Below are 23,827 nucleotides of genomic sequence, written 5' to 3'. Positions count from 1 at the left end.
CCGCTCAGCACCCGGTCCGGGGATCGCTCGGATCCGGCTGCTGACGCTCCACCAGGTCCTGGCAGACCGTCAGCAGCCGGTCGACGTCCGCCGCCGCCGTGGCCGCCCCGACCGAGGCCCGCACGGCGCCCTGGGCACGGACCGGGAGCAGCCGCAGGTAGTCGTCCACGTCGGCCAGGTCCGCCGGGCCCGCGCCCGCCAGCACGGCGCGGACCAGCTCGGGCGTCAGCTCGTTGTACTGCTCGGCCACCCCGGGGTTGCAGAAGCAGCCGGTCCGGATGCTCACCCCGGCGGCGGAGGCGGCCCGCTGGCAGAGCCGCTCGTCCATCTCGGTGCCGTCGGGCCGGAGCAGGTTGAAGGTGACCGTGGGACCTCGGGCCTCGGTGCCGGCAGGCCCGAGCAGGTGGACGGCCGGGGCGCCGTCGGGGTGCCGCAGCCCGGTCAGGCCGTCGAGCAGCCGGGCGGTCAGCCGGCCGGTGTGCTCGCGCAGCGCCGGGTAGCCGAGGGCGGTGTGCCAGCGGGCGGCGGCGGTGACGTCGGGGAGGGAGAGGAAGGCCAGCGTGCCGTCCTCCAGGCCCTCGGGCGCCGGGGCGGGCAGGTGCCAGTCGGTGTGCGAGGAGGAGGCGAGCACGGTGCCCCCGGCGAACCACGGCCGCCGCAGCACCTCCAGCGACTCCCGACGGGCGACCAGACAGCCGACGCCGCTCGGGTAGCCGGTGATCTTGTACCAGGAGAGCGCCACGTAGTCGGCGGGCACCGCGGCCAGGTCGAGCGGGCCGGTCGGGAGGTACGCCGCCGCGTCCAGCAGCACCTGCCAGCCCCGGGCCCGGGCCAGCTCCACCCACTCCAGCGGGTGCCGCACCCCGGTCGCGTTGGACTGCGCGGGGAAGGCGAACAGCCCGGGCCCGCCGTTCAGCTCCGCCTCCGCGAGGCCGTCGAGCAGGTCGGCGGTGCCGGTCCGCAGCTGCGGACCGGGCGCGACCACGGTGACCGGCGCTCCGGCCGGGCGGGCGTAACGGCGGATCCCCAGCACCGAGTTGTGGTCGTCGCCGAGCATCAGCAGCCCGCGCCCCGGCCCGAACGGGTACGCCTCGGCGACCAGCCGCAGCGCCCCGGTCGCGTTCGGCGTGAAGACCACCACGTACTCCTCGGCCGGGGCCCCGCAGAACTCCAGCACCGCCCGCCGCGCCTCCTCGGCCAGCCGGGTGGAGAGCCCGGAGGACGGGCTGGCCGAGTGCGGGTTCCCGTACACCGCCGAGGCCAGCCGCTCGGCGTGGCCGCGCACGAGGGAGAGCGGCGGCAGCGCGGCACCGGTGTAGTCCAGGTAGGCCTGCCCCGAGGCGTCCAGGTACGGGAACTCCTCGGCCCGCAGCGCCGCGAAGTCCCGCTCGCCCCCGCCCCCGTCCGCTCCCCCGCTCGCACCCCCGTTGGAGCCGGCCATGGCCACTACTCCCTGCCGCGTCCCCACCCCGGAGTGCCACGATCGGCCGAACTCCGGGTCACCTGACTGGTGTGCTGCCATCCTCCGGCCAATGCCGGACCGCTGCCACTCCAGCTGCCCGGATTCCCCAACCCCCTTTGTCGAAAGAGGACTTCGGGTCAGCCGCAGATACCCTTCCCCAGCCGCCGGCGCATCGTCGCGGCTCGTCCTCCTGCCCGGGCAGCGCCTCGGTGATCACGACCCGCTCCGCCCTGCCCAGCACCTCCCGCAGCCGTGCGGTGCCGGGAGGCTACCGGTCCGCGACCTGCGGGCCCATCAGGATTTCGGCGAACTCGCGGACCCGGGCCGTGGTGATGCCCTCACGCTGCTCGACCGCCAGCGGGTGGTCGGTGGGTTCGAGCTCGATCAGCGGGCGGGTGCCGACGGCCTGGGTGTGGACGTGGGTCTTCAGCAGCAGGGTGGACTCGTCGTACGGCAGCTCGGTGCAGAGCCAGCCGAAGTACGGCGGCTCCTCGGTCCGGGCCGGGTCCTCCCAGCGGTCGTGCATCCGGTCGAAGCTGTCCCGGCTGAGGGAGACCCAGACGCCCCAGTCGAAGTCCTCGTCGGCGTCGGTCACCGGCAGCCGGACCACGCCGCGCACGTAGAAGTGCTCGCCCTTGATCACGCACTGCTCCTCCGACAGGAAGCTGTCGCGCCGGAAGCGGTAGGACCGCTTCCAGCCCGGCGGGTCGGTGGGGGCGTACGCCATCGGCGGGCCGTCGTGGTGCTCGCCGCAGCAGGCGCAGTCGTGTGCGTGGGACATGAGCGGTGAGCTTACGCACCACCCACCGGCAGCACCGACTGGGGGTCGTGGAGGTACGGGGCCCAGGCCAGTTCGGCGGCGCCGACCAGCCCGGCGTGGGTGACCTCGGCCGGGACGATGGGGACCCGGCCGCTGCGTCCCCAGAGGCAGCGCTCGGCGACCACCGAGGCGAGGCGCTCGGGGGCGGCGGCGAGCAGGTCGAGGTGGAGGCCGCTGAGCACGATGCGGTCAGGGTTGAGGATGTTGACCAGCCCGGCCAGGCCGAGGCCGAGGCGGTCGACCACGTGGTGGACGGCGGGCAGGGCCGAGGGGTCCGCGGCGAGCTCGCGGGCCTGGGCGAGCAGGGGCCGGGCCGAGTCGGGGGTGCGGCCGGCCGCGGCGAAGAGGGCCTCGGGGTCGGTCTCGGAGTTGAGGCAGCCCTGGTTGCCGCAGAGGCAGCGGCGGCCCTGCGGATCGACCGTCAGGTGGCCGACCTCCAGGGCCAGTCCGGCACTGCCGGTGTGCAGCCGGCCGTCGATCACCAGGGCCCCGCCGACGCCCCGGTGGCCGGAGGTGACCAGCAGGACGTGGCGGGCGCCCCGGCCCGCGCCGTGCCGGTGCTCGGCCAGGGCGGCCAGGTTGGCGTCGTTGGCGACGGCGCTCGGGAAGGGGCTGAGCGCGCGCGGTCCGTGGTCGGCCTTGCGGACCTCCTCGGCGTACAGGTCGGCCACGGGGGTGCCGCTGGGCCAGGAGAAGTGCAGCGCCGCGAGCGCCGTGCCGTCCGGCTCGGTGACGGGGTTGGGCAGCGCGAGGGCGGCCCCGAGACAGCGGCGGGAGGAGGCCCGGGCCAGCGCGGCCCCGGCCTCGGCGACGGCGCGCAGCAGCCGGACCGGGTCGGTGGCGGCGGGCAGCGGCAGGTGGACGGGCGGCTCCAACTGCCCGCCCAGCCCGGCCAGCGCCACGCTGATGCCGTCCGCGTGCAGCTGAGCCGCCGTCACCACCGGGCCGGAGGGGTCGATGGAGAGCCGGTGCGAGGGGCGGCCGCGGCCGCCGCCGGCGGGGCTGGAGTCGACGGTGATCAGCCCGAGCGCCTCCAGCTCGGCGCTGACCGCGCCGGCGGTGGCCCGGGTCACCTCCAGCGCGCCGGTGAGCACCGACCGGGTCGGCGCCTGGCCGGTGTGCACCAGCGCGAGCGCGGGGCCGAGCAGCGTACGACCTCGGTCGGGCGCGGCCCGGCGCCCCTGCGTGCCGGAGCCCTCGGCGGCGGCGAGGCGCGGGAGGGCGGCGGCCAGGGCTCCGGCCGTCTGACGCACCGTCGGGTGGTCGGGCTGACGCTCCACCGGGCGGTCGGTCTGACGCTCCCCCGGGCGCTCCGTCGAGCGCTCCGTCGGGCGGGGGCCCGTGCTGCCGGGCGGGTTCGGGCTTGAAGGCGTGTGCGGCACTCGTCTATTGTGCTTTTGTGCCGCTACTGAACAAAACACGCGCCCGTTCCGCAGCCCACCTTCACCCGGCCGGCCCCGTCCGCTCCCGCTCCCGCTCCTGGCCCGCCGCCCGCACCGCCCTCACCGCGTTCTTCGCCGTGGACGGCTTCCTGTTCGCCTCCTGGGTGGTCCGGATCCCGGACGTCCGGGCCCAGGTCAACGCTTCGCACAGCGCCCTCGGGCTGGCCCTGCTCTGCATCTCCGCCGGCGCGGTGGCCACCATGGCCCTGGTCGGGCGGCTCTGCGTGCGCTACGGCAGCCGCCCCGTGACGGTCGGCTCGCTGGCCCTGCTCAGCCTGGCCGTGGTGCTCCCCGCCCACACCTCCTCGGTCGGCGTGCTCGGCGGCGTCCTGCTGCTCTTCGGGGCCGGCTACGGTGCGGCCAACGTCGCGATGAACAGCGCCGCCGTCGACCTGGTCGAGGAACTCCGACGGCCCGTCATGCCGAGCTTCCACGCGGGCTACAGCCTCGGTGGCCTGCTCGGGGCGGCGGCCGGCGGCCTGCTCTCCGGCTCGCTCTCCACCGCCTGGGCGCTGGCCCTCGGCGGAGCACTCGGCCTGCTCGTCACCGCCGTCGCCGGAGCGGTGCTGCTGCGCGCCCCGCAGCCGGCCCCCCGCAAGCCCGACGCTCCCTCCACCGCCTCCGCCGCTCCCCGGCCCGCCCGGCACGCCCGCCTCCTGGTCGTCCTGCTCGGCCTGACCGCGCTCTTCACCGCCTACGGCGAGGGCGCACTCGCGGACTGGGCCACCCTGCACCTCACCGACGACGTCAAGGTGAGTGCCGGATCGGCGGCCACCGGCTACGCCGCCTTCGCCTTCGCGATGACGGCCGGACGGCTCGGCGGCACCTGGCTGGCCGTCAGGCTCGGGCAGACCCGGGTGGTCCTGGGCGGCGGCCTGACCGCCTGCGCCGGGATGCTGCTCGCGGCCTTCGCCCCGACCCTGACCGCAGCCCTGGCCGGCTTCGTCCTGGTCGGCCTCGGCCTGGCCAACGTCTTCCCCCTCGCCATCGCCCAGGCCGGAGCCATCGGCGGCCCCCGGGGCGTGGCCACCGCCTCCACCCTCGGCTACGCGGGCATGCTGGTCGGCCCGCCGGTGATCGGGTTCCTCGCCGACGCCACCAGCCTCCCCCTCGCCCTCACCACCGTCGCGGCGGCCGCCGCCCTGGCCGGAGCCCTCGCCCTGGCCACCCGCCCCCGCCGCGCGGCCTGACGGCCCGTCGCCCGGAAGGGCAGCGCCCTCGGGGCCGCAGGCCCCAGGGGCGCGAGGAACTGCGCGAACCGGAAGGCGGCACACCTGCAACTGAGGGCACATCAGCCAGTCGCAGGTGCTGCCGTACCCCTGCGGTGCGCTTCCTAGGCGGTGCGCCCGATCCGGAAGGCCTCCAGCTCGACGCCGTACCAGCGGGAGGTGCGCCCCTGGGCGGTCATGCCGAGGCGGCGGCAGACGGCCATGGACGGCTCGTTGCCCGGGTACACGACCGCGTGGATCTCCGTCAGGCCCTCCGCGAAGCCCTTGGCCAGGGCGCCCCGGGCGGCCTCGGTGGCGAAGCCGTTCCCCCAGCTGTCGGGGTGGAGGTGCCAGCCGACCTCCACCTCGCCGTCGCCGCCCGGCAGCGGCACCAGCAGGACGGAGCCGGCCACCACCCCCGTGTCCCGCCGTTCGAGCGCCCAGACCCCGTACCGGGGATCCGCCGAGCGGACCCGGCAGCGCTCCAGGAAGGCCTCGGCGTCCGCCCGCCCCTCCCAGGCCCGGGGCGTGGCGCCCAGCCAGCGCGCCACCTCCCAGCGCGAGTAGGTGTCGAGGGCCCGCTCCAGGTCCCCCTCGACCCACTGCCGCACGACCAACCGCTCCGTCTCGAAGACCGCCGCCACCGCTACCGCCTCTCACCGCAGGGATCCGAACGGGCGTCATGCTGCCCGAACCAGCCCCCGCTCCGCCCGCGCATTTCCGCCGCCCGCGACCGAGCCCAGGAAGCCCTCGACCAGCTCGACGAACTCGTCCTCCCGCTCGAAGAAGAGCACGTGCCCGGCGTCCACCTCGGCGTACCGCGCCGAGGGCAGCGCGGCCGCCAGCTCCCGGCTGTGCTCCACCGGGACGGTGGCGTCCTGGGTGCCGCCGATCACCAGCGTCCGCGCGCTGACGCGGGGCAGCAGCGCACGGATGTCGACGGCCAGGTCGAGGTCGACGTGCCGCAGGGTGCCGGGGGTGGGCGGCAGGTTGGGGACCAGCTGCTCGACCTGCTCGCGGCCGATGGCGTTGAGGAAGCCGCGGCTGAAGCCGGTCATGGTCACGTGGCGGCCGAAGGCGTCCGAGTCGGGGAGCAGGCGGCCGACGGTCCGCCAGACGGTGAACAGGTTGCGCAGGTGCTCGTCGCCGTCGGTGTGGGCCCAACCGGCCACCAGGACCAGGCGGTTGACCAGGTCGGGCCGCAGGGCGGCGACGGCCGCCGAGACCGGGGCGCCCATCGAGAAGCCCAGCAGGTCCACCGGGCCGCGTCCGGCGTGCTCGATCACGGCGATCACCTGGGCGGCCAGGCCCTCGACGGTGAGCGGACCGCCCGCGTCGGTGGTGCGCTCGGTGCCGGAGAGGTCGGGGGTCAGCACGGTGCGGGAGGCGGCGAAGCGCGGGGCGGTCCGGCCCCAGGTGACGGCGGCTCCGGCGGAGCCGGTGCCGTGCACCAGGAGCAGCGGGACGCCGGGGGCGCTGCCGGTGACGTCGTACTGGACCTGGGCATCGGCGACGGGGACGACGGGCATGGTGACGGCTCCTCATGTGCGGCCCCGCTGGGGCTCTCTCCTGCTGACGGGAGAGACTCTGCCGGGCCGCCGGGAGCGGGAGGAGAGCAGCGCTTACCCTGGGACCGGCGGTCCCAGGCTCCGTGCGGGGGCGGCCGGCACCGGCACCAGCGGCAGTGAGGCGAGAAGATGACGACGGTTCAGGTCCAGGTGCTCCCGGCCGGGCAGCGCGCCGCCACCCCCTGGCTGAACGGCGGCGGCATCACCCGCGAGGTGGCCGGCCACCCGTCCGGGGCGGGACTGGCGGACTTCCACTGGCGGGTCAGCCTCGCGGACGTGGCGCAGGGCGGCCCGTTCTCCCGCTTCGAGCAGGTGGACCGGGTGATCACGGTGGTCGAGGGCGCCGGGATGGCGCTCACCGTGGACGGCACCGAGCACCGGATCGCCGAGCCGTACCGGCCGTTCGCCTTCTCCGGCGACGCCACGACCGACTGCGTGCTGCTCGGCGGCCCGGTGGTGGACTTCAACGTGATGACCCGTCGGGGCAAGGCCTCCGCCGAGGTGGAGATCGCCGACTTCCAGCGGGACGTGACCGTCCCGCCGGGCACCGCCGTCCTGCTGGTCTGCCTCGCGGGCACCGCCGAACTCGGCTCTGCCGACGTCTCGTTGGGGCGGTACGACGCCGCGCTGCTGACCGGCGAGGGCGAGGACCGGCTGCGGGTGGACGGCGTGGTCGCGGTGGTCACCCTTCGGGCGTGAGGGGCCCGGGCCGGAGGACCGGCACCGTGTCCAGCCAGTCGAAGGTGACCTGCTGGAAGCGGGCCATCGCCCCCATGTGGCAGTGCTCGCCCGCGCCGTCCTCCTCCCGCAGCGTCACCAGCTCGTGCGGGCAGGTGAGGGCGTCCGCGACCCGCTGCGGCTGGCCGCGGAAGAACTGGTCGTCCTCGGCGTCCAGGACCAGGGTCGGGCAGTCGATGAGCCCGGCGACGCCGTCCAGGGTGTAGGCGGCGGTGCGGCGGACGTAGTCGCAGGGCGAGGAGGCGCCGAAGGTCCACATCCCGTTCCGCATCGCCCAGTTGACCTGGGTGCTGGTCCGCATCACCAGGTCCAGCACGGGCCCGGCGACGTCGTCCCGGCCGGCCGTCACCCACTCCGCGAGGAACGGCGGCATCCCGGTCAGGTGCGGCTCGTGGTAGCTGTACAGGCCGTCGTCGAGCACCAGCGCGGCGAGCCGGTGCTCGAACGCGGCGGCCCGGGCCGCCAGGTGTCCGCCGAGGCTGTAGCCGAACAGCACCAGCCGGTCGGGGTCGATCTCGGGGTGGGTCAGCGCGTGGTCGATCACGGGCGTGACCACCGCCTCCCAGTCGGGCCGGAAGACCAGGCCCTGGAGGCGCAGCGCGGCGCCCTGGCCGGGGCCGTCGTAGGCGAGCACGTGGTAGCCGCGGCGCATGGCGGCGGCGGCGATGACGAAGTAGGACTCCTCCAGGGTGGAGTCGAAGCCGCTGGTGAAGACGATGGTGGGCCGCGGGGTGCCCGAGTCGTCCACCAGGAACAGGTACCCCGGCAGGCCGGTGCCCTCGTACGGGACGGTGACCGCCCGGACCGGACGGTCCATCAGCTCGACCGCGGCGGCGAAGGTCTCCCGGGAGAGGGCCGAGAGCCGCTGGACCTCGGGGTCGTGGGCCGGGTCCTCGCGGCGGAAGAACTCGGCGGTGCGGTAGTAGTTCGAAGCGCGCAGCAGCGCCTCCCGCGCACTGACCCGGGCCCCGGCCGCCAGGGCGCGGTCGCCGGTGCCGTGCACGCGCTCGGCGGTCGCCGTCCACTCCCGCAGCCAGGCGTCCTCGTCGCCCTCGGCGATCCGGCCGGCGGTGGCCACCACCTCGCCCAGGTCGGCGCCCCCGTCGCCGGCGAAGCCGGCCGCCCGGAGGGTCTCGAAGGAGAACGACTCGTTCTCGAACAGGAACTTCATGGTGCGCACACCTCCGTCGGCGCCGAGACGGAACGGTTCCGTCTCGACTATGACCCCGACGGTACGCCGCCGCCAGCCGAGACGCAACCGTTCCGTATCGCGTAGGATCGCGGCCATGGCAGGCACCCCCACCACTCCGCGCCCGGCCGGCGGCCCCGTGCTCCAGGACTCCGTGACGGCCGCGATCACCGAGGCCTTCTTCGCCGAGCTGGCCGCGACCGGCTACGCCAGGCTCTCCCTGGAGGCGGTGGCCAAGCGGGCCGGCGCGGGCAAGGCGGCCATCTACCGGCGCTGGTCCTCCAAGCAGGACATGACCCTCGCCCTCCTCTCGGAGCTGGTCACGGCCACCCCCGAGCCGGTCGACACCGGCACCCTCCGGGGTGACCTGGCGGCCTTCCTGGCCGAGATGGCCCAGGGACTGGGCCATCCGCTCGTGCTGCGGATCCTCCCCGACCTGATCGCCGAGGGCGGCCGCAACCACGAACTGGGCGAGGCCCTGCTCAGCACCGTGCGGGACCCGCGCCGGGCCCGCGCCACCCGGATGCTGGAGCGCGCCGTCGACCGGGGCGAACTGCCGGCCGGGCTCGACCTCACGGCCGCCCTCGACCTGCTCGCCGGGCCGCTCTACTGGCACCTCGCGGTCGTCCGGGCCCCCGCGACGCCCGCGTACCTGGACCGGCTGACCGCGATGCTGCACGCCGCCCTGCGGGCCTGACCGATCACACTCTGGTCTGGACCACTGACGGCCCCCGGCGGCAGACTCCACGGATGACCGTCGAGTTCCCCGTCCACCGGTTACAGGTGCCCGAGCCCCAGGTGCTGCCGTTCGCCATCGGCTCCTTCGACACCATCGGAGCGCTGTCCAGGGCCGACTTCCCGCACCGGCACACCTTCTACGAGATCGTCCACGTCACCGGCGGCCGCGGCACCCACGTGGTGGACCTGGCGCACTGGCCGCTGGAGCCGCCGCAACTGTACGTGGTGGCCCCCGGCCAGCTGCACCACTGGGAGGCGGCGGACGGCCTGACCGGCCAAGTCCTGCTGTTCGACGAGGACTTCCTGCTCTCCCATCCGGAGGACGTCACCGCGCTGCGCACCCTGGCCACCCGCCCCTGGCGCGACCTCGGCCCGGCCGCCGGCGAAGTGGCCGCGCTGTTCCGCGAACTGGACCGCGAGTACCGCACCCTGGCGGAGGGGTACGCGGGGATGCTCCGCTCCTACCTGCACATCCTGGTCGTCCGCGCGCTGCGCGCCGCCTCCGCCGCCACCCCGGACGGCGGTGCCGCCGCGCCCGGCCGGGCCGCCGAACTGGCCGCCGCCTTCGGCCGGTTGATCGCCGAGCCGGGGCGCTCGGTGGCGGACTGCGCCCGCGAGCTCGGCGTCTCCCCCGGCCACCTGCACGAGCTGGTGAAGCAGGCCACCGGCCGCACGCCCGGCCGGCTGATCCGCCAGCGGCAGACCATGCGGGCCAAGCTGCTGCTCGCCCGCACCTCCCTGACGGTCCGTCAGGTCGCCAGGGAGAGCGGCTTCGAGGACCCGGCGTACTTCTGCCGCTTCTTCCGGAGGGAGACCGGAATGAGCCCCGGCGAGTTCCGCGGCCGGGCCGCCGAACCGGGCGGCTGGGCCGCCGAGCGGGGCGGTGAGCGGGGCGTCGGAGAAATTCACCACGATCCCCGGCTGCCGTCCATCGCGAGCCTCCCCGACGGCCCGTAGGTTCACTGCTGCCCGCCCGTCGGCTGTCATGACCGCGCCCCCACAGTGGTCATGCCCCCACACCGGAGGTTCCACCGCCATGTCCGCACAGCACGACCCCGAGCTGCCCGGCACCGAGGCCGAGCCCGGCCAACGCCGGTTCAGCCGCAAGACCATGCTCAAGGGCCTCGCCGTGGCCGGCGCCGCCCCGCTGCTGATCGGCACCGGCCGCGCCCTGGCCCGCGACCAGCGGGGCACCGGCGCAGACCTGGAGCCCACGCCGTTCTGCGACGACCACGACGACCCGACGATCCCGCAGACCGAGGGCCCGTACTTCAAGCCCAACTCCCCGCTGCGCAGCTCGCTGATCACCGACAGCACCCCGGGCACCCGGCTGACCGTCAGCGGCTACGTCTTCGGCTCGGCCTGCCTGCCGATCGCCGGCGCCCTGCTGGACTTCTGGCAGGCCGACGTGAACGGCGCCTACGACAACACCGGCTTCACCTTCCGCGGCCACCAGTTCACCAACGCCCAGGGCGCGTTCAGCCTCACCACGATCGTGCCCGGCCTCTACCCGGGGCGCACCCGCCACATCCACGTCAAGGTGCAGGCCCCGAACCGGCCGATCCTCACCACCCAGCTGTACTTCCCGAACGAGCCCCGCAACAGCACCGACACCATCTTCGACGCCCGGCTGCTGATGAACGTCCGTCAGATCGGCTCGGCGAAGGAGGGCACGTACGACTTCGTGCTGAACGTGCCGCAGACCCCGTCCCCCTCGCCGTCGCCGTCCTCGCCCGGAACGCCGAGCCCGTCCCCCAGCCCGACCGGTGGCACCACCACCTGGAAGGCCGGCGCGAGCTACAAGGCGGGCGACCAGGTCACCTACAACGGCGTCACCTACCGCTGCCTGCAGGCCCACACCGCCTACCCCGGCTGGGAGCCGCCGAACGTCCCGGCGCTCTGGCAGCGCCTCTGACCGAGGCCCCTCCGGCTCCACCTCCCCCAGTACCCGGGGCCGAACAGGGGGGACCCCGGGCGGACCGGCGGCGAATTCGTTTGCCGCCGGTCCGTTTCGCACGCGATGATCCCGTTATGTCACGTACTTTCGAGGACCTCGTCGCCGAGGCCGAGTCCGTCTCCGTCGACGGCTGGGACTTCTCCTGGCTGGACGGCCGTGCCACCGAGCAGCGACCGTCCTGGGGGTACCAGCGCACGCTCCGGGCCCGGCTGGCCCGGCCCGGAGTGCGGGCCGCGCTGGACCTGCAGACCGGAGGCGGTGAGGTGCTCGCCGGCGCCGCCCCGTTCCCCTCCCTGATGGTGGCCACCGAGTCCTGGCCGCCGAACGTCGCCAAGGCCACCGCCCGGCTGCACCCGCTGGGCGTCGCGGTGGTGGCCGACCAGGACGAGCCGCCGCTGCCCTTCGCGGACGCCGCCTTCGACCTGGTGACCAGCCGTCACCCGGTGCGCCCCTGGTGGGAGGAGATCCACCGGGTGCTCCGCCCGGGCGGCAGCTACCTCGCCCAGCACGTCGGCCCGGCCAGCGTCTTCGAGCTGGTGGAGTACTTCCTCGGGCCGCTCCCGGAGGAGGTGCGCCGGGCCCGCCACCCCGAGGACGAGGCCGAGCAGGCCCGGGCGGCCGGGCTGGAGGTGGTCTACCTTCGGCCGGAGCGGCTGCGCACCGAGTTCCTGGACATCGGCGCGGTGGTCTACTTCCTGCGCAAGGTGGTCTGGATGGTGCCGGGCTTCACCGTGGAGAAGTACCGCGACCGGCTGCGCGAGCTGCACGGGCGGATCGAGGCGGAGGGCCCGTTCGTCGCCCACTCCGCCCGCTTCCTGATCGAGGCCCGCCGACCGGCCTGAGCACCGCCGAGCTGCTGCGGGTACCGCCGGCCGGCCTGACGCCGGGTCAGGAGGCCCTACCCTCCCCCGGCAGCCGCAGGTCCCAGCCGATCAGCGCCCGCAGCTGCTCGGCGGTGACCCCCTCCGGGATCGCCGTCGGCGGCTCGTGCCGCAGCGGCGGCTGCCAGCCGTCCAGCTCGGACCAGCTGCGCACCACCTTGGCCGGCGCCCCGGCCACCACCGCGTGGTCGGGCACCTCCCCGTTGACCACCGATCCGGCCGCCACCACCACGTTGCGCCCCAGCCGGGCGCCCGGCAGGATCACCGCCCCGGTGCCGATCCACGACCCGGAGCCGATCTCCACCGGCGCGTTGCGCGGCCACTGCTTGCCGATCGGCAGGTCGGTGTCGTGGTACGAGTGCGCGGTGTCGGTGATGTAGACGTACGGGCCGGTCCAGACGTCGTCCCCGAGGGTGATCGACTCGTGGCCGACGACGTGGCTGCCCCGGCCGATCACGCACCCCCCGCCGATCCGCACGATCGGTTCCGGCCCGAGGTCCAGCCCGGGCAGGAAACCCGCCGAGATGGTGACCCGCTCGCCGATGATCGAGAACGGGCCGATGGTGATCCACTGCTCGTTGAAGACCGCCCCGAGCGGGAAGGCCAGCTTGGTCCCGTCCCCCAACTCCCGGAAGCGGTAGGGCCCGGGGTTCCGGTTGGAGACCGCACCGAGCTTCTGCACCAGCCCCCAGCCGCGGTGCACCAGCCGCCCGGCGGCACGGCGGCCTCGGTCGCGGACGGCGGTGAGCAGCGAGCTGGAGTTCGACATGCGCCCCACGCTATCGGTCCGCTCCGCCGCCGGGCAGGGCGGAGGGAGCAAGGTCACACCAGGTGGGAGCGGTCGGCCACCGCGCGCACCGACCCGTCAGGGCCGGGGCGCCTTGGTGCCGTGCACGGCGGTGTACTCCGCGGCCAGCCAGGGTCCGAGCTCCTCGGTGACCAGCCGTCGGGCGGACTCGTCGGGGACGGGGTCCAGCGCGGCCAGCGCCACGGTGCGCAGCTGCTCCGCGCGCTCGGGGTAGTACGACCCGGCGATCTCGGCCGAGCGCAGCAGGTCGCTGGTCCAGCCGCCCCAGCGCGGCATCACCAGCGTGAACGCGCTCCTGACGGTCACTCGGCAGATGCCGCGCACCGTCCCCTGCCCGCCCCGCCATCGGACCAGGTGGAGCGGGTAGTCGCCGTTGGTCTCCCGGGCCAGCAGCGAGCTCGGCCGGTAGCGGGGCAGGTCGGCGGCCAGGTCGGGGCCGAGCAGCGGGGTGCAGAGGCAGGCCAGGAACCATCCGAGGTCGTACCGCTCCGGCTCGCTCAGCAGGGTGGCGGTGTCGAAGAGCAGCACCCCGACGCCGTCCACCTCCGGGTGCGCGGCGTCCAGCCGCGCGGCCGTCCGGTCGGCGTCGGCGCGGTCGGCCGCGGTGGGCGGGCGGTGCAGGGCGAGCAGCAGGTCGAGGTCGGAGCGGCCGGGCCGGGCAGTGCCGCGCGGGACGGAGCCGTAGAGGTAGCCGCTGTGCAGCCGGTCCGGACCGTACGTCTCCACGATCGCGGCTCGGGCCGCGTCGACCAGCCCGGCGAACTCCGGCTGCACCCGGTCGAGCGAGCCCTCCCTGACGAAGTGTCCGTCGGCGTCCAGGCCCTTGTCGTGATCCATCCGCACCACGCTACCCGCCGTACGCCCACCGGGTGCGGGGCCGGGCGGCGGGCGGATGGTTCGTGGGCCCGTGCTTCCGGTTCGCCCTGGGGTGGGGTTTGGCTCAACTCCCCTGGGGTGGGCGGCCGATGCGCTTGGTGGTGCGAGTCCGAACCGATCGGCTCGCCGCTCGGAAGGGGATCAGAGATGCTGCGGAACAAGCGAGCGTTCGGGGCGGGTCTGCTGGCGGTGGCGCTGACCGTCGGGATGGGCATCGCCGCCCAGGCCGGTGCCGAGGACCGGGCGGCCGGCTCGGAGCAGCGGGCCGAGCCGGCCGCCGCCGTCCGGGCCGTGGACGGCATCCAGCTGGTGACGCTGCCGAACGCCAACGTGCCCAACTTCCAGCGACGTACGGTCTCCTGCCCGGCCGGCAAGCGAGCCCTCGGCGGCGGGGCCGAAGCGCGCGGCAACGACGCCACCCTGGTCGGCAGCTTCCCGACCGACGACGGGCGGGGCTGGGTCGGCCTCGGTCGCCAGGGGAACACCAGCTCGGTCGGCATCAGCGTCTTCGTGATCTGCGCGAACGCCTGACCCGGACCCCGGCCCGGCGCCGGGCGGGGCGGCCCGCAGCCGCTCCGCCCGGCGTCGGCGTCCCCGGGAGGGCCGGCGGGCCTCCGGACGGGTACCGGCCGACTGCGAGCGACGCGGCCGAGCCGCTCCGCCGCACTCCGGCCGCTCGGTCCGGGCCGGCCTCCCGACCCGTCGTACGGTCATCGGCCCGGGGCCGGCAGGAGCTCGGCGGCGGGGGTGTGGTTGCCGGTGCTCGCGGCTCCGGCCATCGCGGCCCGCGCGGCCGCCGGAGCGGTGCGCGGCGGCACCACCAGGAGGAGGTAGTGGTCCTGGAAGCCGCAGGTGAGGCTGATCGTGGCCGTGCTGCCGGAGTACCGGCCGATCCTGACGGCCAGTCCGTCGACCTCCAGGGAGCGCGGAGCCTCGTCCCAGGCCGAAGTGTCCAGGCCTACGCGGACGATGCGGCCGAGGTGGCGGGTCAGAGCAGTGATCAAGTCCGGGAGCTCGTCCAGGAGGTGGCCCGAGCGGGGCCACCAGGCACCGTCGAAGACGCCGTCGCGTGCCAGGGTCGGTTCCAGCGAGAGGCGCGGCAGCAGCGGGAACACCGGAACGGTCCACGAGCCGGACGAAGAGGGGGTGGGGAGCGGAATCTGCATCACGTGGTCCGCGTTCCGGTCCCTGGGTTCAGGACCTCTCAGGCCCAGGGGCCACCGGTGCGGTGCCGGCGTGCGCGTTCCTCGGCTGCTGCCAACCCTACTGCGCGGTGATGCCCGCCGGGGCGGACGGGGACGTAGGGTAGGGGGCATCCAGGGCACTTCGCACTCCGGTAGTCGATCCGGCCTCGTTCTGGGTGACGACCCGGGCACCTCGTACCCCGTCCGGGGGACAGGCAACGGTGAACACCGTGACCACCCAGACCGCGCGCGACATCCAGTCCGCCCTCACCCTCAGCACGCCGTCCGTCCTCGGCGTCCGGTCCGTCCCGGGCACCGGCCCCACCCGGCCGCACGAGGTGACGAGACGGCCCACGGTCGGCGATGCGATGGTGCCGTGGGAGTACCAGATCACGACGGACAGCACCGTCGAACGGGCGGAGGACGTCCTGCGCGCGGCCCACGTGGACTACCTCGTGGTGCGCGACCACGACGGCCGCTGCCACGGCCTGGTCACCCGCAGCGGACTGCACGCGTTCCACGCCTCCTCCTGGTACACCCTGCGCACCCGGGTGCGCGAAGTCGGCCACCAGCGCGGTCCGTTCACCTGGCCCGCGATGGACCTGGTGCTGGCCGTCCTCGCGATGCGGATCAAGCACCTGACGGTCTGGCCGGTCGTCGACGACGACGGCTACCTCGTCGGCGTCCTCACCTCCACCGCCGCCACCCGCCACCTCGGCCGTCATGGACGGACTCGGCCTGCCGATCCTCCGGGGCCTCGGGGAGGGCCGGCCGCTCCCCGCTCCCCGGCTCGCAGCCCCGCTGCGGGCGCTGGGTGAGGAGCGGCCGGGACGCGACACCGGGGCGGGCGCCGACCGGGCCGCCGTCAGCCGAGGAGTTCGTCGGCGAGGGGACTGCGGGTGTACAGGACCAGGCGGCCGCTGCGGGTGCGGGTGACCAGGCGGGTGGCGTGCAGGACCGAGAGGTGCTGGCTGACCGCGCCGGGGGTGACGCCGAGGCGGGCGGCGAGTTCGGTGGTGGAGGCCGGTTCGGCGAGCAGGGCGAGCAGGCGGGCCTTGGGGGGCGCCGAGGAGGAGTTCGAGGGCGGCCGGGGCCGGCGGTGCCTGCGGGGTGGGGGACATCGCGCCCTGGCCCCGGGCGGGGTAGACGATCGACGGCGGGTAGTCGTGGCTGATCGAGGTGATCGCGCCCCGGGCGAAGCAGGTCGGGGTGAAGACCAGCCCCCGCGCGGCCACCGTGATGTCGGTGTCCGCGTCGCCCCAGTCCCGATGGATCGTCAGGACGCCGTCCGCCCACTCCAGGCGCTGGTCCAGGTCCGCGAAGAGCGCCGCCGCGCCGCGTTCGGCGAAGATCCGGGAGCGGTGCACCAGGTCCGCCTGGAGCACCGGCCGGGCCCGGGGCCACCAGAGCGGGGCGAGGCAGTCCTCCCAGTACTGCGCCAGCGCGTCGGCGATCCGGGCGAGGAGTTCCGCCGGGTCGCGCGCGAGGCCCTCGGCCAGCAGCGGCGGCAGCGGCTGCTCGTGCGGCAGGTGGGCGGCGCGCAGCTCCACCGCCAGCCGCTCGGGCGGCAGGGCGCGGACCACCGCCAGCTCGGCGTGGAAGTCGGGCTGCGGGGTGGTCGGACGGGGCGTCAGGAAGTCCGGCACGTACCGGTTGCGGCCCACCAGGGAGAGCAGCAGCGGCGCGCCCGGCAGCCGTTCGAAGGCGGGGCGGAGCACCTCGGCCCAGGGTGCCTGCACGGGGTAACGGCCGGGGTGGGTCCACAGCCGCAGGCCGAGCGCGGTCTCCTGGAGCGGGGAGAGGGCGAAGGAGGCGTTGGCCAACGCCTCGGTGCTGAGCCGGAACCGGTGCATTTCCCCCACCAACGGGCCGACGATTCAGCCATACCCTAAATCAGTTACGCGCCCGGCCCGCAGGCGGTGGGATCGGTGCATGACCTCCACCACCCTCGGGCCCCGGCCCTCCCCTGCCCGCGAGCGCCTCCGGGACCGCCTGCTCCACCCGGACCGGACGATCCGCCGGCTCTCCGGCATCACCCTGGTCAACTGCCTCGGCAACGGGCTGTCCATGGCCCTCGGGGTCCTCTACTTCACCCGGGTGCTCGGCTTCGGCCCCGCCCGGGTCGGCCTCGCGCTCACCCTGGCGGGGATCTGCGGGGTGCTGGCCGGCATCCCGGCGGGGCGGGCCGCCGACCGGTGGGGCGTCAGGCCGGTGCTGATCGGGCTGGTCACCGTGGAGGCGGTCGGCATGGTGGGCTACGCGGTGGTCCGCGACTACGCGCTCTTCCTGCCGCTGGCCTGCGTGGTGGCCACCGCCGACCGCGGCTCGGCCGCCGTCCGCAGCGCGCTCTACGCCGAGGTGCTGCCGCCCGAGCGGCGGGTGGTCGGGCGGGCGTACCTGCGGGTGGTCACCAACGTGGGCATCGGCCTCGGCACGGCCGCCGCCGCGCTGGTGCTGCACGTGGACACCCCGGGCGCCTACGTGACCGCGATCCTGGCCGACGCGGCGAGCTTCGCGGTCGTGGCGGTGCTCTACGCGCTGGCCGTCCCGCCGGTGGAGCGCGCTGCCGGGGCCGGCCCGGAGGAGGCGGGGCCGGGCGGGCGCAACCCGGCGCTTCGGGACCGGACCTTCCTGGCCGTCACCCTGCTCAACGCGGTGCTCTGCCTGCAGTTCCCCCTGCTGGAGGTGGGCGTGCCGCTCTGGATCGTCGACCACACCGAGGCGCCCCGGGTGCTGGTGGCCGGCTCACTGATCGTCAACACCCTGATGGTGGTGCTGCTCCAGGTGCGGGCCGCCCGGGGCACCGGGACCGTCGCGGGGGCGGGCCGGGTCTTCCGGTACGGGGGTCTGCTGGTCGGGCTCTGCTGGGTGGTGCTCGGCCTGGCCCACGGGCTGCCCGGCTGGGCCGCCGCGCTGCTGGTGGTCGGCGCGGTGCTGCTCCAGGGGCTGGGGGAGGTCACCACCCAGGCGGCGGCGTGGGCGCTCAGCTACGAACTCGCGCAGGAGGGGCGGCACGGCGTCTACCAGGGCGTCTTCAACTCCGGGCAGGCGGCGGCGCTGATGCTCGGTCCGGTGCTGGTCACCACGCTGGTGCTGCCGCTCGGGCTGGCCGGATGGGTGATGACCGGGGTGGTCTTCGCGGTGGCGGCGCTGGCCATGCCGGTGGTGGTGCGGCGGGCGACCGCCGGTGTGACGGGAGCCACGGTGACGTGATCGCCGTGGTGCTCTGGCCGGGGGCGGGGTGGGCGTGTCAGAGTCCTGTCACCGGCCGGGTGGGCCCGGGCCCACCCGGCCCGCCCGCCCGGCCCACGTCCGAAACACCCTCAGTCCGAAACACCCTCAGTCGGAAAGCAGGACAGCCGCGATGACCCGCGAGGTACCGTTCGTCCGCGTCACCACCGCCGATGGCGTCACCACCCTGGAGCTGGACTCCCCGCACAACCGCAACGCCCTCTCCACCCGGCTGATGGCGGAACTGACGCGGGGTCTGGCCGACGCGGCCGCCGACCCCGGCGTGCGGGCGGTCGTGCTCGGCCACACCGGCAAGGTGTTCTGTGCCGGGGCCGACCTCTCCGAGGCCACCGGCGACGACCCGACGGTCGGACCGCGCGGGCTGGTCGACCTCCAGCGGGCCCTCGTGGACTGCCCCAAGCCCGTGGTCGCGGCGGTCGACGGCCACGTCCGGGCGGGCGGCCTCGGCCTGCTCGGCGCCGCGGACCTGGTGGTGGCCGGCCCGCAGTCCACCTTCGCCTTCACCGAGGTCCGCCTCGGTCTGGCCCCGGCGGTCATCTCGCTCCCGCTGCGGCCCAAGCTCGACCCGCGCGCCGCCTCGCGGTACTACCTCACCGGCGAGACCTTCGACGCGGTGGAGGCGGCCCGGATCGGCCTGGTCACGGAGGCGACGCAGGACGTGGCGGCGGCGCTCAAGGTCTTCCTGGACGCCTTCCGCCTGTGCTCGCCGCAGGGCCTGGCCGAGACCAAGCGGCTCGCCAACGCCGGGGTGGTCGCGTCGTTCGAGCAGGACGCCGAGGAGCGCGTCGCCCAGTCGGCGCGGCTGTTCGGCTCCGCGGAGGCCCAGGAGGGCATGCGGGCCTTCCTGGAGCGCCGCCCGGCCCCCTGGGCGCAGTAGGCGTCCCGCAGGGGAACGGCAGCACCTGGCTGGTGACGGTGGTCACCCCGGGGGCGCGAGGCTCTGCTGACCTGCGGCTCCGCCGCGCGGGCGCGGGTACGGAAGGCGGACCAGCGTGAGATCGGGGCACGTCAGCCGGTTGCACGTACTGCCGTTCCCCCGCGCGCCCCGCGGCGGAGCCGCCGATCAGCAGGGCCCCGCGCCCCCGGCATCACCACTTCCTCAGCGCGCGGCGACCGAGGCCAGCCGGCGGGCCGCCCGGTAGTCACGCATGATCTGGGCGAAGGTGGTGTGCCCCTGGGTGGTGCGGGCGAAGGCCCGCCAGGCCGGGCCGACCAGGCAGACGGCGGCGTGGAAGAGGTGCGGCCGCTTCTCGAAGGCGCCGAGCATCACCTTGCCGGCCCGCATCTCCACGCCCAGCCCGGCCTTGACGGCGAAGGCGTAGTTGAGCGCCTGCCGGCGGACGTCCGTCGTGCCGTCCGCCTCGGCCACCTTGACCGCCCACTCGCCGGCCAGCCGGCCCGACCGCAGCGCGTACGAGATGCCCTCCCGGGTCCACGGCTCCAGCAGCCCGGCCGCGTCGCCGGCGACCAGCACCCGCCCCTTGGAGAGCGGTGAGTCCTCGGCCCGGCAGCGGGTCAGGTGGCCGGACTCCACGCTCGGGGTGAACCCGCTCAGGCCCAACTGCCGGATGTACTCGGCCAGGTACTGCTTCGTCGCCTCGCCGTCGCCGCGGGCCGAGATGACCCCGACGGTCAACGAGCCGGAGTCGGTCTTCGGGAAGACCCAGCCGTAACTGCCGGGCAGCGGCCCCCAGTCCAGGTGGATGCGGCCCTCCCAGGCCCGGGAGACCTGCTCGGGGACGGGGATCTCCGCCTCCAGGCCGAGGTCGATCTGGTCGAAGGAGACCCCGACGTGGCGGCCGATCCGGCTGGCGCTGCCGTCGGCGCCGACCACCGCGCGGGCCTCGATCCGGCGGCCGTCCGCCGTGGTGACGGTGACGGTCCGTCCGCTGCCGAGGCCGGGGCCCTCGGGCTGCTCGACCCCGCTGACCGTGACGCCGGTGACCAGCACCGCCCCGGCCTGCTCGGCGGACTGCACCAGACGCAGGTCGAACTCGTCCCCGGTTCACCAGGCCGAAGAGCATCCGCTTCGAGCGACGGGTGCGGGTGAAGCGGCCGCCGAGCGCGAAGGTGACCGCGTGCACCCGGTCCTGCAGAGGGAGCTTGAAGTCCTCCGGCAGGCTGTCCCGGGAGGGGCCGATGATGCCGCCGCCGCAGGTCTTGTACCGGGGGTGCTCGGCCTTGTCGAGCAGTAGCACCCGGCGCCCCTGCTTCGCCGCCGCGTACGCGGCCGAGGATCCGGCCGGGCCCGCGCCGACCACCACCACGTCCCACACGCCGCCCAGCGGGTCCTGCTCCCGCGCCACGGCGTCCGACGCGGCGTCAGGATCGGGCCCGGGCACGGCGGGCTGGTCGGAGAGGTCCTGGCCGAGGGTGCTACCGGTGTCAGTCACAGGCAGCAATCCTAGTGCGCCGGACCTGCGGAGGATCCAGCCCTCCAGGAGTGGCGGCCTATGATCGAAACCACCCGAACACCTGGTTTCCCACGGTGCCCTCCCCACCCCCGGAGCACTCCTGATGACCGAGCAGTCCCTGGCGACGGCCGTCCGCGACCTGATGCCGCGGGCCAAGGCCGACCTCACCGACCTGGTCGCCTTCGCCTCCGTCGCCGACCCCCGCCAGTTCCCCGTCGAGGAGTGCCACAAGGCCGCCCGGTGGGTCGCCGACGCCTTCGCCGCCGAGGGCCTGACGGACGTCCGGCTGCTGGACACCCCCGACGGCACCCAGTCCGTCTACGCCGAGTTCCCCGGACCGGCGGGTGCCCCGACCGTACTGCTCTACTCGCACTACGACGTGCAGCCCCCGCTGGACGAGTCCGGCTGGCACTCCCCCGCCTTCGAGCTGACCGAGCGCGACGGCCGCTGGTACGGGCGCGGCGCGGCCGACTGCAAGGGCAACGTCCTGATGCACCTCACCGCCCTGCGCGCGCTGCGGCAGGTGGACGGCGGCTACCCCGTCGGCCTCAAGGTGATCGTCGAGGGCTCCGAGGAGCAGGGCACCGGCGGCCTGGAGCGCTACGCCGAGGCCCACCCCGAACTCCTCGCCGCCGACGTGATCGTGATCGGCGACACCGGCAACTTCGCCCCCGGCCTGCCCACCGTCACCGCCTCGCTGCGCGGCATCGCCGAGGCCTCGATCAGCATCACCACCCTGGCCGGGAACCTGCACTCCGGCGCCTTCGGCGGCGCCGCCCCCGACGCGCTGCAGGCCCTGGTCAAGGTGCTCGCCTCGCTCCACGACGAGAACGGCGACTGCGCGGTGGCAGGTCTGACCACCGGTCAGACCTGGCAGGGCGTCCAGTACTCCGAGGAGCAGTTCCGCGCCGACGCCAAGGTGCTGGACGGCGTCGCCCTCACCGGCACCGGCACCGTGGCGGACCGCCTCTGGGCCCGCCCGGCCGTCACCGTGCTCGGCATCGACTGCCCGCCGGTGGTCGGCGGCGCCTCCTCCGTCCAGTCCGCCGCCACGGCCCGGGTCAGCCTGCGCGTCCCGCCGGGCACCGACGTGAAGGCCGCCCAGGACGCCCTGGTGGCCCACCTGGAGGCGGCCGTCCCGCTCGGCGCCCACGCCGTGGTCGAGCGGCTCGGCAGCGGCTCCCCGTTCAGCGCCGACACCAGCGGCCCCGCCTACGCCGCGATGGCCGAGGCCATGCGGGAGTCCTTCGGCACCCCCATGGTCGTCTCCGGCGAGGGCGGCTCCATCCCGCTCTGCAACACCCTGCGCACCCTCTACCCCGAAGCCGAGATCATCCTCATCGGCGTCGAGGACCCCACCACCCAGATCCACGCCGTCAACGAGAGCGTCGACCCGCGGGAACTGGAGAAGATGTCCCTCACCGAGGCCCTCTTCCTCCGCAACTACGCCGCCGCCCGCACCGCCTGACCCACCCTCCGCCGGCCCGGCCCGGCTGCCGGGCCGGGCACGCTCTCCGTCATCATGGGAGCATGTCCGCGATCACCACCGTCCTGCTCAGCCCCGGCAGCTGGGAGGAGGACCAGCAGGTCCTCGACTAACCAGGAGGACCGCTACCGGGTGCTCACCCTGGCCGACCTACGGGCGGCGGCCCGCCGGGGCTGACCGCCGCAGGGCGCCGAGCAGCGTCGCGCCGAGGGCCGCGCCGGTGCCGGCGCCGAAGCAGAGCTCGTCGATCCGGCCGCGTTCGTGGCGGGCCAGGCGGTGCAGGGCGCCCGCGGCGGCGGCCGCGGTCAGGACGGCGGCGGCGCCGGGGGTCACGCGGCCGAGGGCGGAGCGGTGCGGGGCCAGGGCGGCCAGGCCGAGGAGCGAAGTGCCGTACTGGAGCACGGTGTGGAGGGGGACGCCGGCCACCCGGGTGTCGAGCACCGGAAGGACCCGGACGCCCCAGCGGCCCTCGTGGGTGAAGGAGTCCCAGAGCACGTGGGTGCCGGCCCCGACGGCCGCCGAGAGGGCGAACCACCCGAGCGGCGCCGCGCTCCGCCGCTCGGGCCGGACCACCCCGTACCACCAGGCCGCCGCCGCCCCTGCGATCACCACGTCCACCGTCGGCACTGCCCACCACCGGTGCGTCAGCCCGCCGTAGCGGTAACTCCCCCGCAGCACCGACTCGGCGAAGAACGGCACGTCCGGCGCCATCGCCCCCGCCACCAGCCCGGCGGCCACCCACGACCCGCGCCCGAGCAGCGGCAGGACGGCGGCGGGGTGGCTGAAGGTGAAGGGCACACCGCCGATGCTAGGAGCCGCAGCTCGGACACGCCGTCAGGTGGCCGGTGTGCAGTGCGTGGAGTCGCGACAGCCGGGCCTCCTGGGCGGCGCCGTCCCCGGGCGACGGGGCGGTGGAGGCGAGGTGGGTGTCCCGGCCCTGGCGGTCCGTCAGGACCAGGCCGGCGGCTCCGGCCGGGCCCCAGGTGTGGCGCGGGCGGTACCCGATGGCGGCCACCTCGCACCACGGCGTCGTCCGGGTCTCGACCAGCGACCGGTTGACCAGTCCCTGCGCGTCGGCGCGGAGGCCGAGCAGGCCGACCCGGCCGAGCAGGGCCAGGCCCACCGCGACGGGGCCGCCGAACATCAGCCAGAACATCCACTGCGGGAAGTGGATCAGCTCGTCCTCGGGGACGCCCCAGGCCCGCACCAGTTCCGGCAGTTGGGGCAGCCCGAAGGCCAGCAGCAGAACGGCGAGCACGGTCAGCCTGATCCGCTCGTCCCGGGGCACGAACTCCACGGTGCGGTCGTCGTTCACGGTGCGTCCCCGAGGTGGTCGAGCTCCTCGGTGATCGCGCTGCGCAGCGCGTCGTGCCGCGGGCCGAGGGCGTGGGCCGGCCCGGTCCAGTGCTCGCGCGGGTAGAGCCAGACGGGGTGGCCGACCTTGTCGGCGGGCTCCCAGTCGTAGCGGGGCCAGACGTGGGCGTGCAGGAACGGGTCGGTGTTGCCGAGGATCTCCAGGTTGACCCGGCGGAAGGCCGGATCGAGGCGGGCGCAGGCCCGTTCGACGGCCTCGCCGAGCAGGGCCATGGAGTCCAGGAAGGCGGTGCGCTGAGGGCGGGTCAGGTCGGAGAGCCGTCCGGCGGCGGGGTCCTCGCCGAGCAGGACCGTGTACCCGGGAAGGAACTGCACGTCGCCGATCACGGCGAAGCCGCCGGGGAGCCGGCGCAGCACCGTGGGGTTCTCACCCCGCAGCGCCGCGCCGATCCGGTCCTTCTTCCAGCCGTCGTCCATCGGTTCCGTTCCG

Annotated in this window: 24 protein-coding genes and 1 pseudogene; 12 read left to right on the top strand and 13 right to left on the bottom strand. The window is 75.1% G+C overall.

Features of this window, described 5'->3' with window-relative positions; all coding sequences use genetic code 11:
* Positions 1-4: 4 nt before the first annotated feature.
* The 3 genes from ABD946_RS33950 to ABD946_RS33940 form a co-directional block, all read right to left on the bottom strand.
* Positions 5-1,441 carry an aminotransferase class V-fold PLP-dependent enzyme gene (locus ABD946_RS33950; RefSeq protein ID WP_345289502.1) on the bottom strand — a complete coding sequence of 479 codons (1,437 nt, stop codon included), beginning with the start codon at positions 1,439-1,441 and terminating at the stop codon, positions 5-7.
* Positions 1,442-1,730: 289 nt separating this feature from the next.
* Positions 1,731-2,243, bottom strand: a complete 513-nt coding sequence (locus tag ABD946_RS33945; RefSeq protein ID WP_345289500.1) for a DUF2199 domain-containing protein — start codon at positions 2,241-2,243, stop codon at positions 1,731-1,733.
* Between the two features lie 11 nt (positions 2,244-2,254).
* Positions 2,255-3,514 (bottom strand): ROK family protein, encoded by a 1,260-nt coding sequence (locus ABD946_RS33940; RefSeq protein ID WP_380148775.1) that lies wholly within the window; start codon positions 3,512-3,514, stop codon positions 2,255-2,257.
* A 167-nt stretch (positions 3,515-3,681) separates the two neighbouring features.
* Here ABD946_RS33940 and ABD946_RS33935 point away from each other — a divergent pair, with 167 nt between their 5' ends.
* Complete coding sequence (locus tag ABD946_RS33935; RefSeq protein WP_345289499.1) at positions 3,682-4,914, top strand: MFS transporter; 1,233 nt, start codon at positions 3,682-3,684, stop codon at positions 4,912-4,914.
* A 143-nt stretch (positions 4,915-5,057) separates the two neighbouring features.
* Here ABD946_RS33935 and ABD946_RS33930 read toward each other — a convergent pair whose 3' ends face one another.
* Together ABD946_RS33930 and ABD946_RS33925 are read right to left on the bottom strand one after the other, a co-directional pair.
* The gene (locus tag ABD946_RS33930) at positions 5,058-5,576 is read right to left on the bottom strand and encodes a GNAT family N-acetyltransferase (RefSeq protein WP_345289498.1); all 519 of its coding nucleotides are present in this window, start codon (positions 5,574-5,576) and stop codon (positions 5,058-5,060) included.
* 36 nt (positions 5,577-5,612) lie between these two features.
* On the bottom strand, positions 5,613-6,461 hold the full coding sequence (locus tag ABD946_RS33925) for an alpha/beta fold hydrolase (protein WP_345289497.1): 849 nt from the start codon (positions 6,459-6,461) through the stop codon (positions 5,613-5,615).
* 168 nt (positions 6,462-6,629) lie between these two features.
* On the opposite strand from ABD946_RS33925, the gene ABD946_RS33920 reads away from it, so the two are divergent.
* Positions 6,630-7,199, top strand: a complete 570-nt coding sequence (locus ABD946_RS33920; RefSeq protein ID WP_345289495.1) for a HutD/Ves family protein — start codon at positions 6,630-6,632, stop codon at positions 7,197-7,199.
* Here the strand turns inward: ABD946_RS33920 and ABD946_RS33915 are convergent.
* On the bottom strand, positions 7,183-8,409 hold the full coding sequence (locus tag ABD946_RS33915; RefSeq protein WP_345289494.1) for an alpha/beta hydrolase family protein: 1,227 nt from the start codon (positions 8,407-8,409) through the stop codon (positions 7,183-7,185). The two genes, ABD946_RS33920 and ABD946_RS33915, sit on opposite strands and share 17 nt — an antisense overlap.
* A gap of 115 nt (positions 8,410-8,524) precedes the next feature.
* On the opposite strand from ABD946_RS33915, the gene ABD946_RS33910 reads away from it, so the two are divergent.
* The 4 genes from ABD946_RS33910 to ABD946_RS33895 all read left to right on the top strand — a co-directional run bounded on the left by ABD946_RS33910 (position 8,525) and on the right by ABD946_RS33895 (position 11,964).
* Entirely contained in the window at positions 8,525-9,124 is a 600-nt protein-coding gene (locus ABD946_RS33910) for a TetR-like C-terminal domain-containing protein (RefSeq protein ID WP_345289493.1), read from the top strand.
* A 53-nt stretch (positions 9,125-9,177) separates the two neighbouring features.
* The gene (locus ABD946_RS33905) at positions 9,178-10,122 is read left to right on the top strand and encodes a helix-turn-helix transcriptional regulator (protein WP_345289492.1); all 945 of its coding nucleotides are present in this window, start codon (positions 9,178-9,180) and stop codon (positions 10,120-10,122) included.
* 79 nt (positions 10,123-10,201) lie between these two features.
* Entirely contained in the window at positions 10,202-11,080 is an 879-nt protein-coding gene (locus ABD946_RS33900) for a dioxygenase family protein (RefSeq protein ID WP_345289490.1), read from the top strand.
* Positions 11,081-11,196: 116 nt separating this feature from the next.
* Positions 11,197-11,964, top strand: a complete 768-nt coding sequence (locus ABD946_RS33895; protein ID WP_345289489.1) for a class I SAM-dependent methyltransferase — start codon at positions 11,197-11,199, stop codon at positions 11,962-11,964.
* Positions 11,965-12,010: 46 nt separating this feature from the next.
* Here the strand turns inward: ABD946_RS33895 and ABD946_RS33890 are convergent, their stop codons facing one another.
* Complete coding sequence (locus tag ABD946_RS33890; protein ID WP_345289488.1) at positions 12,011-12,772, bottom strand: acyltransferase; 762 nt, start codon at positions 12,770-12,772, stop codon at positions 12,011-12,013.
* A 96-nt stretch (positions 12,773-12,868) separates the two neighbouring features.
* The gene (locus tag ABD946_RS33885; RefSeq protein ID WP_345289487.1) at positions 12,869-13,648 is read right to left on the bottom strand and encodes a nucleotidyltransferase domain-containing protein; all 780 of its coding nucleotides are present in this window, start codon (positions 13,646-13,648) and stop codon (positions 12,869-12,871) included.
* 186 nt (positions 13,649-13,834) lie between these two features.
* Here ABD946_RS33885 and ABD946_RS33880 point away from each other — a divergent pair, with 186 nt between their 5' ends.
* Positions 13,835-14,218, top strand: a complete 384-nt coding sequence (locus ABD946_RS33880) for a hypothetical protein (protein ID WP_345289485.1) — start codon at positions 13,835-13,837, stop codon at positions 14,216-14,218.
* A 179-nt stretch (positions 14,219-14,397) separates the two neighbouring features.
* Here the strand turns inward: ABD946_RS33880 and ABD946_RS33875 are convergent, their stop codons facing one another.
* The gene (locus ABD946_RS33875; protein WP_345289484.1) at positions 14,398-14,853 is read right to left on the bottom strand and encodes a DUF5994 family protein; all 456 of its coding nucleotides are present in this window, start codon (positions 14,851-14,853) and stop codon (positions 14,398-14,400) included.
* Between the two features lie 386 nt (positions 14,854-15,239).
* Between ABD946_RS33875 and ABD946_RS43115 the strand changes: the two genes are divergently transcribed.
* The 4 genes from ABD946_RS43115 (at position 15,240) to ABD946_RS33860 (ending at position 19,000) form a co-directional block, all read left to right on the top strand.
* Positions 15,240-15,689: a CBS domain-containing protein gene (locus tag ABD946_RS43115; protein ID WP_425558769.1), complete on the top strand. Its 450-nt coding sequence runs from the start codon at positions 15,240-15,242 to the stop codon at positions 15,687-15,689.
* A 450-nt stretch (positions 15,690-16,139) separates the two neighbouring features.
* The gene (locus ABD946_RS43110; RefSeq protein WP_425558765.1) at positions 16,140-16,763 is read left to right on the top strand and encodes a hypothetical protein; all 624 of its coding nucleotides are present in this window, start codon (positions 16,140-16,142) and stop codon (positions 16,761-16,763) included.
* A gap of 40 nt (positions 16,764-16,803) precedes the next feature.
* Positions 16,804-18,084 carry an MFS transporter gene (locus ABD946_RS33865; RefSeq protein ID WP_345289482.1) on the top strand — a complete coding sequence of 427 codons (1,281 nt, stop codon included), beginning with the start codon at positions 16,804-16,806 and terminating at the stop codon, positions 18,082-18,084.
* A 151-nt stretch (positions 18,085-18,235) separates the two neighbouring features.
* Positions 18,236-19,000, top strand: coding sequence for an enoyl-CoA hydratase family protein (locus ABD946_RS33860; RefSeq protein WP_345289481.1), 765 nt, complete (start codon positions 18,236-18,238; stop codon positions 18,998-19,000).
* Between the two features lie 222 nt (positions 19,001-19,222).
* Here the strand turns inward: ABD946_RS33860 and ABD946_RS33855 are convergent.
* Positions 19,223-20,429, bottom strand: a pseudogene (locus ABD946_RS33855) (geranylgeranyl reductase family protein).
* A 211-nt stretch (positions 20,430-20,640) separates the two neighbouring features.
* Here ABD946_RS33855 and ABD946_RS33850 point away from each other — a divergent pair.
* On the top strand, positions 20,641-22,005 hold the full coding sequence (locus ABD946_RS33850) for a dipeptidase (protein ID WP_345289480.1): 1,365 nt from the start codon (positions 20,641-20,643) through the stop codon (positions 22,003-22,005).
* Positions 22,006-22,173: 168 nt separating this feature from the next.
* Here ABD946_RS33850 and ABD946_RS33845 read toward each other — a convergent pair whose 3' ends face one another.
* The 3 genes from ABD946_RS33845 to ABD946_RS33835 are packed head-to-tail and all read right to left on the bottom strand — an operon-like array spanning position 22,174 to position 23,814.
* Positions 22,174-22,821 (bottom strand): DUF4184 family protein, encoded by a 648-nt coding sequence (locus tag ABD946_RS33845; RefSeq protein ID WP_345289479.1) that lies wholly within the window; start codon positions 22,819-22,821, stop codon positions 22,174-22,176.
* A gap of 10 nt (positions 22,822-22,831) precedes the next feature.
* Entirely contained in the window at positions 22,832-23,338 is a 507-nt protein-coding gene (locus tag ABD946_RS33840; RefSeq protein WP_345289478.1) for a PH domain-containing protein, read from the bottom strand.
* A complete protein-coding gene (locus ABD946_RS33835; protein WP_345289477.1) occupies positions 23,335-23,814 on the bottom strand; it encodes an HIT family protein in 480 nt (159 codons plus the stop codon). Before ABD946_RS33835 ends, ABD946_RS33840 begins: the two co-directional genes overlap by 4 nt.
* Positions 23,815-23,827 lie beyond the last annotated feature (13 nt).

This window comes from Kitasatospora albolonga (assembly GCF_039535905.1).
Taxonomy (GTDB): domain Bacteria; phylum Actinomycetota; class Actinomycetes; order Streptomycetales; family Streptomycetaceae; genus Kitasatospora; species Kitasatospora albolonga.
Note: the sequence above shows the minus strand (reverse complement) of the source record. Positions and strands in the feature narration are given on the sequence as shown.